This is a genomic window from Corynebacterium glaucum (assembly GCF_030408855.1).
Classification (GTDB): domain Bacteria; phylum Actinomycetota; class Actinomycetes; order Mycobacteriales; family Mycobacteriaceae; genus Corynebacterium; species Corynebacterium glaucum.
On the sequence record NZ_CP047358.1, the window covers coordinates 619,610 to 633,149 of the forward strand.

13 protein-coding genes are annotated in these 13,540 nt (G+C 60.6%); 9 read left to right on the plus strand and 4 right to left on the minus strand.

The window, feature by feature from the left end:
- Positions 1 to 62: 62 nt before the first annotated feature.
- The 4 genes from CGLAUT_RS03025 (at position 63) to CGLAUT_RS03040 (ending at position 5,634) form a co-directional block, all read left to right on the plus strand.
- Positions 63 to 398 (plus strand): hypothetical protein, encoded by a 336-nt coding sequence (locus tag CGLAUT_RS03025; RefSeq protein ID WP_290186200.1) that lies wholly within the window; start codon positions 63 to 65, stop codon positions 396 to 398.
- Positions 399 to 483: 85 nt separating this feature from the next.
- Positions 484 to 1,110 carry a hypothetical protein gene (locus CGLAUT_RS03030; protein ID WP_290186202.1) on the plus strand — a complete coding sequence of 209 codons (627 nt, stop codon included), beginning with the start codon at positions 484 to 486 and terminating at the stop codon, positions 1,108 to 1,110.
- A complete protein-coding gene (locus CGLAUT_RS03035) occupies positions 1,103 to 2,533 on the plus strand; it encodes a glycosyltransferase family 2 protein (RefSeq protein WP_095659415.1) in 1,431 nt (476 codons plus the stop codon). Before CGLAUT_RS03030 ends, CGLAUT_RS03035 begins: the two co-directional genes overlap by 8 nt.
- A 95-nt stretch (positions 2,534 to 2,628) precedes the next feature.
- Entirely contained in the window at positions 2,629 to 5,634 is a 3,006-nt protein-coding gene (locus CGLAUT_RS03040) for a glycoside hydrolase family 2 protein (protein WP_290186205.1), read from the plus strand.
- Here the strand turns inward: CGLAUT_RS03040 and CGLAUT_RS03045 are convergent.
- The gene (locus CGLAUT_RS03045) at positions 5,631 to 6,734 is read right to left on the minus strand and encodes a ThiF family adenylyltransferase (RefSeq protein ID WP_290186206.1); all 1,104 of its coding nucleotides are present in this window, start codon (positions 6,732 to 6,734) and stop codon (positions 5,631 to 5,633) included. The two genes, CGLAUT_RS03040 and CGLAUT_RS03045, sit on opposite strands and share 4 nt — an antisense overlap.
- 70 nt (positions 6,735 to 6,804) lie before the next feature.
- On the opposite strand from CGLAUT_RS03045, the gene CGLAUT_RS03050 reads away from it, so the two are divergent.
- The 5 genes from CGLAUT_RS03050 to CGLAUT_RS03070 all read left to right on the plus strand — a co-directional run bounded on the left by CGLAUT_RS03050 (position 6,805) and on the right by CGLAUT_RS03070 (position 11,435).
- The gene (locus tag CGLAUT_RS03050; protein WP_425551695.1) at positions 6,805 to 7,074 is read left to right on the plus strand and encodes a BCCT family transporter; all 270 of its coding nucleotides are present in this window, start codon (positions 6,805 to 6,807) and stop codon (positions 7,072 to 7,074) included.
- Complete coding sequence (locus tag CGLAUT_RS03055) at positions 7,043 to 7,519, plus strand: ATP-grasp domain-containing protein (protein WP_290186208.1); 477 nt, start codon at positions 7,043 to 7,045, stop codon at positions 7,517 to 7,519. Before CGLAUT_RS03050 ends, CGLAUT_RS03055 begins: the two co-directional genes overlap by 32 nt.
- Before the next feature lies 1 nt (position 7,520).
- Positions 7,521 to 8,831 carry a glycosyltransferase family 2 protein gene (locus CGLAUT_RS03060; RefSeq protein WP_290186210.1) on the plus strand — a complete coding sequence of 437 codons (1,311 nt, stop codon included), beginning with the start codon at positions 7,521 to 7,523 and terminating at the stop codon, positions 8,829 to 8,831.
- On the plus strand, positions 8,806 to 9,810 hold the full coding sequence (locus CGLAUT_RS03065) for a hypothetical protein (RefSeq protein ID WP_290186212.1): 1,005 nt from the start codon (positions 8,806 to 8,808) through the stop codon (positions 9,808 to 9,810). The genes CGLAUT_RS03060 and CGLAUT_RS03065 overlap by 26 nt, the downstream gene beginning before the upstream one ends.
- 155 nt (positions 9,811 to 9,965) lie before the next feature.
- Positions 9,966 to 11,435: a purine-cytosine permease family protein gene (locus tag CGLAUT_RS03070; RefSeq protein ID WP_290186214.1), complete on the plus strand. Its 1,470-nt coding sequence runs from the start codon at positions 9,966 to 9,968 to the stop codon at positions 11,433 to 11,435.
- Here CGLAUT_RS03070 and CGLAUT_RS03075 read toward each other — a convergent pair.
- Genes CGLAUT_RS03075 through thiO form a run of 3 tightly spaced genes read right to left on the minus strand, consistent with a single transcriptional unit; the run spans position 11,432 to position 13,527 of the window.
- The gene (locus CGLAUT_RS03075; RefSeq protein ID WP_290186215.1) at positions 11,432 to 12,214 is read right to left on the minus strand and encodes a thiazole synthase; all 783 of its coding nucleotides are present in this window, start codon (positions 12,212 to 12,214) and stop codon (positions 11,432 to 11,434) included. The two genes, CGLAUT_RS03070 and CGLAUT_RS03075, sit on opposite strands and share 4 nt — an antisense overlap.
- 2 nt (positions 12,215 to 12,216) lie before the next feature.
- Complete coding sequence (thiS, locus tag CGLAUT_RS03080) at positions 12,217 to 12,420, minus strand: sulfur carrier protein ThiS (protein WP_290186217.1); 204 nt, start codon at positions 12,418 to 12,420, stop codon at positions 12,217 to 12,219.
- Between the two features lie 15 nt (positions 12,421 to 12,435).
- Positions 12,436 to 13,527, minus strand: a complete 1,092-nt coding sequence (gene thiO, locus CGLAUT_RS03085; RefSeq protein WP_290186218.1) for a glycine oxidase ThiO — start codon at positions 13,525 to 13,527, stop codon at positions 12,436 to 12,438.
- Positions 13,528 to 13,540 lie beyond the last annotated feature (13 nt).

Sequence of the window (13,540 nt, forward strand, 5' to 3'; positions counted from 1 at the left end):
AACTATCCTTTCCTAAATTCAAATTACAACCTTGCCAGTCTCTAAAAGGGGGAGACTCGGAGATGACGAATATTTTGGTGACCACCAGCCTGACGCTGGAACCGCTGCTGCAGCGCGCGATGCCTGACGTGTCGATGCGCACTTACGGGTCCATTTCGGAGGTTCCGACTGAAGCGATCCAGAAGGCCAGTGCCATCGTCTTTGACGAGTCCACCGCCAACTTCATGGAACTCTTCGCGCACAAGGACATTGTTGATCCTTGTGGCAAACTTGTGATTCTTACGGAGAAGCGTGCCGCAATGGTTCGCTGCTTCCCGCAGGCAACAGTGTTCTCTTACCCTATTGTTCCGGTCGATATTGCGACAGCGGTTCGCTACCTGGAGACGATCATTGCTTGAGACCTCACACGTCTTATACGGAGCTACTGTTCTTCTCTTTCTGCTGTTTCTCCTCTGCATATACCTCGTGATCAACAATGTGAGGATGCGTAAGAAGGCTAAGCGCAAGGCGGAGTTCCTGACGACGACTCGCGATACTTGGGTCAGCGCCATCCTCGACGGCGAAGAGACCGACATCCGTTTGGCGAACACCGAGCAGTCGGAATGGACAACTGACATATTCCTGTCCTACGCAAACAATTACGACGATCCCAACATTCGCTCGAGGGTCAGTCAGCTTTCGGATGACGTGCTCGCACCCGAGCTTTCGACGAAACTGAATTCGCGCGGTGTTCCAATCCGTCAGTACGCGCTCTTGGTTATCAACCAGTTGGAGATGACTTCTCTACATAGCGAAGTGGCTGCCCTGCGCCCGCAAACGGATCTCGAGGCCGCTCTCACGTCGCTGATTCTCGAGGGGGAAACCTCGCTCGCCCCATTCAATTCGGCAGAATCAATGGATCCCACAGATGGTTCGAGTCAGTCGGACTCGATGGCTGAGCTTGCTGAGCTTGAACCAGCGAGGGAATCGGAACTCGAGCCATGGACCCAGGAAAAACCAACTAGAAACGTTGAGGAGCCGTCGGCGGATAGCAATGTGCTCAATCCCCGGGAACTAGGAACTGGATTTACACATCGACCGGTCTGGAGGAGAGGAGAAATCCGTGGTTAACATCAACGGGATTCTTGCCTGGATCGGGTACTTTCTCGCGGCGTACTTGTTGGTTGTGCTTCTGATCTACTTCGCGATGATGATCTTCGCGGTGTACAAGATCAATCGCAACCGTCGATACGAGCGAACGATGGACCTGTTGAGCAATACCGAGGCTTACAACCTGGGAGTCTCAGTCTTGGTTCCGGCGTTCAATGAAGAGCAAGGCATTGTGCAAAACGTTTCGTCGTTGTTGAACCTCAACTACAAGCGCTTTGAAATCATCGTGGTGAACGATGGTTCCACCGATGCCACCGCCGACTTGCTCATCAACCAGTTCTTGATGAAACCGGTCCAAAACGTCACGATTGAGCAAAAGTTGAAGACGGCTGAAGTTGAAAGCATGTATGTCTCCAACTTGTTCCCGAACTTGAAATTGGTAAACAAGCTCAACGGTGGCAAGGCTGACGCACTCAACTGCGGCATCAACGTCTCCACCATGGAGTACGTCTGCACGGTTGACGGTGATTCGGTCCTGGAGAAGGACTCGATGAAAAAGGTCATGCGACCGTTCGTGCTTGAGGGCGACCGCGTCGCGGCCGTCGGCGGCACCGTAGAGCTGATCAATGAGAACCGTGTGAACCACGGCGTGGCCGATAAGCAGATTGAATTCTCGCCGAACCCTCTCGTTGCGATGCAGACAATCGAGTACTTCCGTTCGTTTTTGATCGGACGTGTTGCACTCAGTGAGCTGAACCTCATGCTCATCTGCTCAGGCGCGTTCTCCGTGTTCGACAAGGCCATGTTGATCGAGAACGGTGGCCTGGCGCGCAACGTGATCGGTGAAGACATGGAAATCGTCGTGCGTCTGCAGAAGAACATCACGAAGCACAGGCTTAACAAGCTCATCGTGCACGTGCCGGACGCCATCTGCTACACCGAAGCTCCCGAAACGCTGAAGGTGCTTCGCCGCCAACGCCGGCGGTGGCACCAGGGTCTCCTCGAGAGCTTGACCGCCCACATGGAGGTGTGGTTCAACCCTCGCTTCCGGGCCCTCGGTGTCATTGCCTTTCCGTACTTCATCATGGTCGAGGCGTTCATCCCGTTCGTGGAGGTGCTCGGCATCGCCTACCTAATCGCCGGTTTCTTCGTCGGGCAGGTGTTTGTCGAATTTTCCTTGTTCCTTCTAATGCTCTCGCTGATCTACGCCGGTCTAATGAACACCATCTCGGTGATGCTCCACTCTTGGCAGCAAGACAAGTACCCCGATGCTGCAGAGCTGGCTTATGTGCTCGGACTGTCATTCACTGAGGCATTCTGGTTCAAACCCCTCATGTTGTTCTGGCGGTTGGAAGGTTTCTACCGCTTCTTCACCAAGCGCAGCGACTGGGGTGTGATGGACCGTCGGGGTTTCAGCGAATCTAAGCCTGAGGTTGTTTCGTGAGGAAGCTGTTTTCCTTCATTGCTCTTATTGCCCTAATTTTCTTCACCCCGGTGCTGATTTGGGGGGTGAAGAGTGCGCCATACGATACGTCCCTCGTGTTGGAGAACCGTGTCGGTGAAACGCCGAAGCAGAGCGGTGCCGCATTCGCACTCGACTACATGAAGGCCAACTCCAAGGTTGCCTCGGTCCAGGACGTGGACTCCACAATGGATGAGCTCAAGGCGTATGACGCTGTCTACGTCACCACCGAGGATGGATTCAACACTTCGGTGGATCAGTGGAACACCGTGAAGGTCAACATTGACCAAAACTCCCCAACCATCCTGTTCGCGGAGTACGGCGTTATCCAAAACACCGAGCCGGGCCCGGTCGCGGGCCAAATCGCCCAAGACCTTGGGGTCAAATCCAGCGGGTGGTCGGGCCTGTTCGTGGAAAATCTAGAGAACTATGATTCCGCGATTCCTGATCGTGTGTACGACTACTTCGGCGACAATTGGACGTTCAGTGGCCCCGGACTCGTATTAAATAACGACGTCGAGAACGTGACTCACGTCGTTGAGATTGACACTGAGGACGATGACCTCGCGCTTGACCTCATTACGACCGATGCCGGGCGCGAGCAGGGTTTCAAAGACGCACGCAAGCCGTACTCGGGTTGGTTCGACATTGTCACCCCTGCGGAAGGCACCGATGTGCTCTACACCTTCGACATCCCGCTCAGCGACGAAGTCAAAGACAAGTTCGACGAGCTTGATATCCCGGAGACGATCCCCGCGGTGACAAAACACCGCAACGGAGCCTCGCACCGTTTCTACATGGCCGGCACCTTCAGCCAGTCCGAAGCGATTCCGCTGTTTTACCAGTTCCAGGGTCTGCCACGTCTCTACTCGGTGTTTGACCGCTTCAGCTCGAGCTCTTTCTACTGGAACTCCTACTTTCCGATCATCTCGCAGGCTATGAAGCTTCACGCTGACTTCAGTGAGGGGCTTGGAGCCGAGTTCGCTGCCGTCGCTAATGAAAATGACGGCGACATCCGCTATCCGGCACGAATGAACTATGACCTCGACCGCATCGAGATCAATGTCGACGGACAGTGGGAACCCACCCTGGTCAAGGGTGTCAACCTCGGTATGGCGAGCCCGGGACATTTTCCTGGCGAAGCGGGCATCACCGAAGACGAATACTACGAGTGGTTCAAGATGATCGCGGAGATGAACGCGAACACCATTCGTGTGTATACGCTTCACCCGCCAGGCTTCTATCGCGCGCTAGCCAAGTACAACGCGGAGCATGAGAACAAGATTTACGTGTTCCACGGCGTTTGGATTAACGAGGAGTGGATCACTGGTGATGCCGACGCGTTCCACGAAGAGGCGGTTCAAGGGTTCCGTCAAGAGATTGAGCACGTGGTCGACGCGTTGCACGGCAATGTGATCGTGGACCACGTTCCGGGACACGCTTCCGGTGTTTACGCGACCGATGTCTCCGACTACGTCATCGGCTGGGTCATTGGTACCGAGTGGGACCCGTTCATGGTTCAGGGCACCAACCAGAAGCACCAGGACGTCGGGCAGTTCAGCGGCACCTATTACGAGACGAAGGATGCCAACCCGATGGAGTACTGGATCGCTTCGCACATGGAGTACGTGACCGATTACGAGATCTCGAACTACAACGAGATCCGCCCGATGAGCTTTACCAACTGGGTGACCACAGACATCTTGCATCACCCCTCCGACGCCTCCAATAAAGAAGAAATCTCGGAGATCAACCCGAACCACATCTTCACCAAGGGGATCATGGACGAGGTTGGCCAGTTCGCCTCCTACCACGTGTACCCGTACTACCCGGACTTCCTGTACCTGGATAAGAAGTACCTCAACGCGGTTGATCAGCGTGGGGAGAAGAACACCTATTACGGGTACCTCGATGAGCTGCGTTCAGTCCACGAGATGCCGGTGCTGGTGGCCGAGTTCGGCGTGCCGGCATCGCGTGGGCGTACCCACACCGGCCCAATGGGCATGCACCAAGGTGGTGTGAGCGAGGAGGACCAGGGCAAGTACATCCAGCGCATGTTTGAGGACATGTTGGAGACCAATTACATGGGCGGCCTGATCTTCACGTGGCAGGATGAGTGGTTCAAGCGCACGTGGAACACCATGGATTATGACAACCCTGACCGCCGCCCATACTGGTCGAACCGTCAGACGAGTGAGCAGCAATTCGGCTTGCTCAGCTTTGATCCGGACAAGATCAAGGTAGACGGGGATGTCAACGAATGGCAGGGCGACCCGCTCTACGTTGGCGACAAGGGTGACCCTATCCAGGCGGCCTACGTGGACCACGACGAGGCGTATTTGTACCTGCGCATGGACCTTGACGACGCAGCGTCGTCGACCGGGTACCCGGTGGCGTTAATCGACACCATCCAAGGTCAGGGCAACAATTACATCAATTCGCTCAATGCGACAAGTGACACCGCGGCTGACTTCCTCGTCTCGTTGGAAGATGACGAGTCCCGCGTGATGGTTGATGCCAACTACGAGATGCACTCGTACTACTACGGCTGGCTCTACGGCTACATGGACATCAACGATTACATGTTTGATCGCAACTCTGGAGTGTTCCTGCCGATTAAGTACGTGCTGAATGGACAGATGCGTAACGGTGAAACCGGTGAGATTTACCCATTCGAAGACTATGAAACGGGTCTCCTCCAAGAGGGTAACGGTAACCCTGAGGCAAAGGACTTCAACTCCTTAACGGACTACTCGTGGTCCGCCGACCGCAAGCACGTGGAAGTTCGAATTCCGTGGTTGCTGTTGAGTTTCAAGGACCCGAGCCGCAAGGAAATCGTCGGTGATTTCGTGACCAAGGAAGACATTCGTGTCAGTGACTTCCTCAAAGACATCGGCTTGAGCTTCATGTACGTCCAATACGACACCCCGGTTCAGGCGCTTCCGGCGTCGACCTCTGGCTCTACCGTCGGGTCGATGAAGCGCTACACCTGGGAGAACTGGGACATGGTTGAGGTGCCGTTCCCGTCGCGTCTAAAGCAGTCCTACTACCACGTGCAGGACTACTTCGCGACCCTGGATTAGGCCCAGCGGTTGGTTCCGCCCGGCAGGGAATGCAGCGTGATACCCAGCTGGGCGGCGAGCTCCGCGAACTCTTCAACGAAGCGGTCCGAGCGCGCCCCTGCGGCGCAGTAGACCACCACGTCCCCCTGCGGAAGCGCAGCAATGGTTTCCCTGGCTTGGTCGAGCTGACTCATGGGCAAATGTGCTCCGGGGTAGGGGAGGTCTGAGAGCAGCTTCTCATGGGGTTCGCGCACATCAAGCGGGTACGCCTCGCCCCGGGCAAGTGCATCGATGAGGTCACGCCCCCGATCAGAGGCATCAGGGACCGCGCATGCACCGGAGTAGGAGCCGAGTTCTGACACCAACGCGCGCCCCGGGTCCCTGCGAACGGAGAACTGCTGGATGGACGACGTGAGAGCGTCGTACATGTACAGCTTGCCCACCGTCGACTCACCGATGCCGGCAAGAAACTTCACCGCCTCGGTGGCCATTAGACCGCCAACCACGCTGGTGGTCACGCCAAGCACACCGGCGGTGGCGCAGTCCGGCACTGAATCTGGGTCAGGTTGGGAGGGGTAGAGGTCACGCATGCCGACACCGTCTTCGGGTGCGCCTGGCCCGGACCACCACAGTGCGACATCTCCCCGGTAGCGCAAGACCGAACCCCACACCAGGGGAGTGCCAGAAATTTCTGCGGCGTCGGCGGCGAGGAATTTGGTCGCGAAAGTATCCGAGCCGTCGATAAGCAAATCGATGCCCTCGAGATGTGTGAGGAAATTGCCTTCGTGGAGCCGATCATCGACTGCATGCACCGTGAGTCCTGGCTGGAGTTCGCGCAGCCGCTCCGCCGCAACCTCGACCTTCTTCCGGCCGACGTCGGCAGCGCTGAAGAGGATCTGGCGGTGAATGTTGGAAAGGGACACCACATCGTCGTCTACGACCGTAATTTCACCCACGCCGGTCGCCGCGAGAGTCTGCATGACGGGGCACCCAAGTCCGCCGGCGCCGATCACGAGTACGTGCGCGTTGTGCAGGAGGGTCTGCTGCTCGAGACCGAAACCCGGCAAGTTCATCTGCCTGGCGGTGCGTGCAAGTTCGTCGTGGGGGAGGGGTGCAACCATACCCGCCAACGTACTCCAACCCGCTAAGGTGGTTTACCGATTCTTTCAAGCCACAGAAATGGACTTCGTTATGGCGCGACAACGCCAACTGAAGTCAGATCCCCTGATCTTTTGGTCGGCGCTGGGCTTCATCATCGCCTTCGTCACCGCGACTCTTGCCTTCGGCGACAGAGCCCGGAAAGCCTACTCAGAGATCTCCGGCTGGTTGATGGAGAACCTGACCTGGATGTACATCGGCGGCATCTCGGCAGTGTTCATTTTCCTCATCGTCGTGTTCGTGTCTCGTTACGGCAACCTGCGCTTGGGTGATGACGACGACGAACCCGACGTACGCTGCTGACCAGCGACCGCATCTACCGGTTGTCGTGAAGCCGCGCGTGAGCCGCGGTGGCCGCGGCGTGGAGGTTGTGGAAACCCAGGATCGCTTCGCAGAGATCACCGATCCCGGGTTGATCGTGCAAGAGTTCGCCCCTGGCGAGGAGTTCTGCCCCCAGTTGTTCATCAGTCCCACCACCGGTGAGACCGAAGTCGTTGTGCTCCACAAAACTGCGATGAAGGAAGGCCGGGTTGGCAACGCGGCCGCGGTGGAGCGAGCTACGGACCAAGCTGTCGCTGACCTCGCTCGCGAAACCGCCAGCGTTATCGGCTTGACCGGTCCGCTGGATATGGATATCCGCTACACGGAAGCCGGTAGGCCAGTACTGCTGGAGGTCAACGCGCGATTTGGAGCCAATTCGGAGCACGCCCCGGAGATCCTCGCTGCGTTCCTTGAGGAGGTAGCGTGACGTGGCGTTTCTAGTGTTCACCATGGCGCTGCTGGTCATGCGTGTTCTGTTCGTCCCGCTTGCGCTCCTCTTTGAGTACCGGGCGGCGCGACGGCGTGCCGCCGGCACCCCGACTGCGCTCGACCGGAACCCCTTGGTGTCCGTCGTTGTTCCGGCGTACAACGAAGAAACCGTTTTAAGGTCGTGCGTGACGTCGATTGTCGGCTCCGGGTACCCGAACCTCGAGGTCATCGTTGTCGACGACGGCTCCTCCGACGACACGCAGCGCATCGCGCAGGAGTTGGAGTCTCTCCATCCGCAAATGCGCTACATCTACCAAGAAAACGCTGGCAAAGGTGCGGCGCTGAACCACGGCTACCGCGAGTCCAGGGGCGAATTCCTCCTGTTCATCGACGCTGACTCTGTTTTTACTCCCGATACGGTTCCTGCCATGCTGCGCGCGTTCTACGCAGAGGACATCGGCGCTGTGTGCGGAGACGACCGTCCCGTGAACTTGAACCGGGTGCTCACGCGGTTCCTCGCTCTGATCACGCACGTCGGAACGGGCCTCGTGCGACGCGCCTTCGACCTGCTCGGGGTAGTGCCGGTGGTCTCCGGGAACTCGGGCGCGTTCCGGCGCGCGTGCCTGGATGAGGTCGCCCGCGCGACCCCTGGGCGGCCGTTGCGAGAAGACACGGTCGGTGAGGACTTAGAGCTCACGTGGCACATCCACACCACCCCGTGGAGAGTTGTGTTCGCGCCGGAGGCCCTTGTCTATGCGGAATCCCCTTCGTCCCTCAAGGCGCTATATAAGCAGCGCACCCGCTGGGCCCGTGGGCTGCTGCAAAGCCTGCAGATCTACTGGCCGTTGATGTTCAGACCCTCCAACCCAGCGTTTACCGGCTTGTTGTGGTTCACCGTGATCACCATGGTGTTCTTCCCGGTGCTGCAGATTGGTCTGTTCATCGCAATGCTTGTAACCCTGCCCAACGCCAACTTCACTGCGTGGGGCCTCTTGCTCGGATCCGGGCTGGTGCTGTCGACCGTGCTGCTCATCATCACCATGGTGATCGCCAACGCGCTGGGCGACCTTCGCCATATCTGGGCTCTGCCGCTGTGGCCGTTTTACTCTCTGGCCATGTCGTTTACCATGCTCAACGCGATGTGGCAGGAGCTGACTCGATCCGAGTTGAAGTGGAACAAACCAGAACGAACAGGAGTGATCTCGTTTGAGGAGCAACTTGGGTTGGAAGCTGGCGCTGATAGCAGCGGCCGTTCCGCTGATCGCATTTCTGCTGATCAATTTGATGCAGCAGCCCAGCCGCGGGGTTAAACCCGCGGCCCTTACGGTGGGCATCGGCTACGAGTCAGTCAGTTCCGACGAGGTTGATTGGCCAGGAATCCGTGAGCGCCTAGATCGGGCCGGCGTTGATGCCGTGAACGTCTCCGTCGGCCGCGCCGACTTCATCGGCTTCCCAGCCGAAGGTGAACAGGAGTACTGGGCTTCGGGGGTGGAGCAAGGCCAGGACCGGGTGGAAGAGATTCTTGACACGTTGCAGGAGGGCAGCGACCGCCGCGTCGGACTGACCGTCGATGTGCTCGCGCCCCGTATCGTCGAGCAAGACGACGATTACAAGGCCGTCTTCGCAGACGGAAAGCCCGCCGAGGATTTCCCGTCCGCAGTCGCGCTGCACCGCGGCGAGGTGGGTGACCGCGTCGTGGAAATGTGCGGCGCGACAGCCACCAGGTACTCGCCGGACTACATCGTGCTCACGGAACTGATTGGAGAAGCGTTCTTCTCCGAGGCAGACGAGCAACTGTATCGGGACATGACCGGTGAGGACGGTTTCCCGCGTGACGCCGAGGGCAACATCCACATCGCCGACAACACGCTCAACGACTGGCAGTCCGACATCATCGTCGGGGTCATTGAGCGTTGCCGCGATGCGGCGGGCGTGCAGGTCGAGATGGACGCGCGCGTGAACTTCGACGAACCAGGCTCGAACCGATTCGAATCCGGCCACCGCTACGAGGACATCCTCGCGACCGGCTCGGACCTCTCGCTGTGGGCCTACACGGCTCTTGTCGACGAGTCGCCGGACGCGATCAGTGATGTCGCCACCGGCCTCACCGAGCGGTTCAGCCCCGAAGAACTCGACCGCATCACTATTGCCGTGGGATTGTGGGGCGACCTCTCCAACCGTGAGGTCGAGACGTCGCTGCGATCAGGGGAGGGGCTATCGATGGCGCTGACGCCACTGTCGAAGATGAACGAGCGCCACTGGGAGATCCTCGAAGAGCTCGACCAGTAGCGCCGACTAAGCGCCAACCGGACTAGGGCACCCGGTCAGCCGAGCCCGCCTGTGCGCGTGGGTCGGCCCGCTCCCACGGTCAGCTTCATCCCGCGGAACCCCGCGAAGCAACCCGCGCTGTCTCGCCGGCTGTGCGTCCGGCGTACAGTTTGCTCATGGAAAATGCACAGCACCCCGCCGCGTCGGCCTCCGGTACGGCGCCGGTCATCGAGACCCGCGGCATAGACATCGTCCCCGAACACGAGCGCACTGCGAAGCCATCGGACCTGTTCTGGCCCTGGTTCGCGGCGAACGTGTCGGTGTTCGGCATCAGCTACGGCTCGTTCCTGCTCTGGTTTGGGATTTCGTTCTGGCAGGCCGCCATCGTCACCGCGATTGGCGTGACCTTTTCCTTCTTCCTTTGCGGTCTCATTGCCGTAGCCGGCAAGCGCGGCTCCGTGCCCACGATGGTGCTCTCGCGTGCCGCGTTCGGTGTCCACGGCCAGAAAGTGCCGGGTATCGTTTCGTGGCTCACGTCGATCGGGTGGGAGACCTCGCTAAGTATCATGGCCGTGCTGGCCATCACCACGGTGATCCGGCAGCTCGGCGCTGAACCGGGGCTGGCCGTGCCGGTAGCCGCCACCGTGATCGTCGCCGCGCTGATTGTGGGTGCCTCGGTGCTGGGCTACCACACCATCATGAAGCTGCAGTCCGTGCTGACTTGGCTCACCGGCGCTATCACCGTGCTTTACATCCTGCTCACCGTCCCACAGATCGACTGGGCAGCCGTGCAGGCCATCCCGGCCGGCAGCACGGGCGCGGTCATTGGCGCGCTGGTGATGGTGATGACGGGCTTCGGCCTGGGCTGGATCAACATCGCCGCCGACTGGTCGCGCTATCAGCGCCGCGACACCCCGGACAGCGCGATCATCTTCTGGAACACCTTCGGCGGGGCAGTGGCGCCGGTACTCCTCATCATCTTCGGCCTGCTGATCGCCGGCTCGGACCCAGCCTTGGCCGAGGCGATTGCCGACGACCCAATCGGCGCCCTCGCCGTCATCCTGCCAACCTGGGTGCTGGTGCCGTTCCTGCTCACCGCCGTCCTCGCGCTGGTCTCGGGCGCGGTGCTGGGCATTTACTCCTCTGGCCTGACGCTGATCACCCTGGGCATCGACATCCCGCGCCCGGCAGCCGCCGCCATCGACGGCCTCATCCTCACCGCCGGCACCATCTATGTGGTGTTCTTCGCCCAGTCCTTCCTCGGGCCGTTCCAATCCTTCCTGATTACCCTCGGCGTGCCGCTGGCCAGCTGGGCCGGCATCCTCATCGCGGACATCTTCTCCCGCACGCAGGATTACGACGAGGCAGCACTCTACGACGCGGACGGCCGCTACGGCGCCGTCGACTGGGCCTCGATCGCGATCATGGCGATCGCCTCCGTCGTCGGCTGGGGGCTGGTGGCCAACGCCTTCGCGGAGGAGGCGGCGTGGAACAACTGGCAGGGCTACCTGCTGCCGCTCGTCGGCGAGCACTGGGCAGATGCCAACCTGGGGGTGCTCGTGGCGCTGGTCTTCTCCTTCGTCGCGGCGTGGCTCGCGCGACGCGGCACGATCCGGCGGCAGGAAGGGCGCGAGGGGCAGAACTAGAGCACCTGGTCGGCCCAGCTAGCGAGCCCCTCAAAGCTCGACGACGCCACCGCGTGTTCGCGCTTCGGGATGCGCCCGCCAGAGCGCGCGAGCCGACCCGCCTCAACGGCCAGCTTCATCGCCTGTGCCATGGCTTCCGGGTCCTGCGAGCGGTTCACCGCACTCGCCAACAGCACGCCTGAGCAGCCGAGTTCCATGGCCAGGGCTGCATCCGAGGCGGTGCCAACGCCAGCGTCGATAAGCACTGGTACCTCGGCGCGCGAGCAGATGAGCTCAATGTTGTGCGGGTTCAAAATCCCGAGTCCGGTGCCGATCGGCGAGCCGAGGGGCATGACGGCCGCCGCTCCCAGATCCTCGAGGCGCTTCGCGGCCACCGGGTCATCCGAGGTGTAGGCCAGCACGGTGAACCCCTCGGCGATCAACAGCTCGCAGGCATCCACGGTTTCCACGACGTCGGGCAGCAGCGTGCGGTCGTCCGCAATCACCTCGAGTTTGACCCAGTTTGTCCCCAGCGCCTCGCGCGCAAGCTTCGCGGTAATCACCGCATCGCGCGCCGTGCGGCAGCCCGCGGTGTTCGGCAGGGGGTCGATCCCGAGCCGGGTCAGCAGGTCAAACACACTCTCGCCACTGGTCGGGGCTTTCGCGTGACGACGCATCGCCACGGTGGTCAATTGTGTCCCCGAAGCCACCAACGCCTTTTCCAGCATGTCCATCGAGCTCGACCCGCCGGTGCCCATGATCAGGTGCGAGTCGAACTGTTTGCCGGCAATCTCCAGCATGCCTAGCCTCCTTGCACGGCGGTGAGGATGTCCACGGTGGAGCCGTCGACAAGCTTCGTGCTTGACCACTGCGAACGGGGGACGACCTCACCATCGACGGCCACTGCCGTGCCGGCCTCGAGCACCTCGCCCAGGGTTTCTTTCACGAGCGCCTCGACGGTGTCGGCCTGGGTGTCGCGGGCCTCGTTGTTCACGGTGATTCGCATGGGTCTCAACTCCTTCTAGCTGTCGCGGCGATGCCGCCACGGGTCGCATGCTTCCAACGATATCGATGGTGCGATCTGTTCCACCAGCTCCGCCCCGCAGCGCGCCGCCATGCCGGCGAGCAGGATGCCGTGGCGGAAGTAGCCGGTGGACACGGTCACCCGGTCACTGACCCGGCCGAGATACGGCAGGTCATCGGGTGAGCCTGGGCGCGCGCCTGCGTCGGCTTCGAGGAAATCGCACTCTTCAATTGCCGGGCAGATCTCGATCGCGTCTCGCAGGAGCTGGTAGATACCCTGCACCTGCGGCTGCTCGCGCCCATCCTCGCGAGTGGTCGCGCCGATGGTGAGCGTCCGGTCTTCGCGGGGGATGAGGTAGATCGGGCGGTCTTCGACAAATCCGCGCACCACACGCGTCAGCAGCGGGTACTGGTGCTCCGGGACGCTGACGTGAATGATGTCGCCGTACACCGGCCGCAGGTCGAGCGGGTTCGCGCTTTCGTACCACCCGGTGATGTCCGCCGCGCCGAGTCCGGCCGAGATGAGCACCTGGTCTGCGTCGACCTCGTTCACGTCCGTAATTTCCGCGGCGCGGAATTCTACCGAGGCGTTCGCGCAGGCGTCGAGAAGCGTTTGGGTGAACAGCCGCGGCTGGAGCTGATGGTCCCCGTCAATCGCCACCGCCCCGGCAAGGCTTGGGGCGAGGGCGGGCTCGAGCGAGCGGGCCTGGCGGGTGGTCAACCGCTCGACTTCCATGCCGTGCAGCGACTGGTACTCGCGCAGTTCTTCCAGGTGGGTGTTGTCGGCGCGGTCGCGCGCCACCACCAGCGTGCCGTCGGTGCGGTACCCGGTCGGTTTGGTGCTGTACTTCTCCGTCAGCGCGATGAGCTCCGGGTACCACTGCGCCGCGGCCTGCATGAGGGGAAACAGCGGTTCTTGCTTGTACACCACCTCAGCGGTGGGGGCGAGCATGCCGCCAGCGTGCAGGGTGGCGCCGGAGGCGGGATCCGGGTCGTAGACCGTGACTGCGTGGCCGCGGTCGGCCAGGGTTAGGGCGGTCGCGAGACCGATGATGCCGCCACCGATGACTGCCACACTCAAATCGCTCACGCTCACCAGCGTA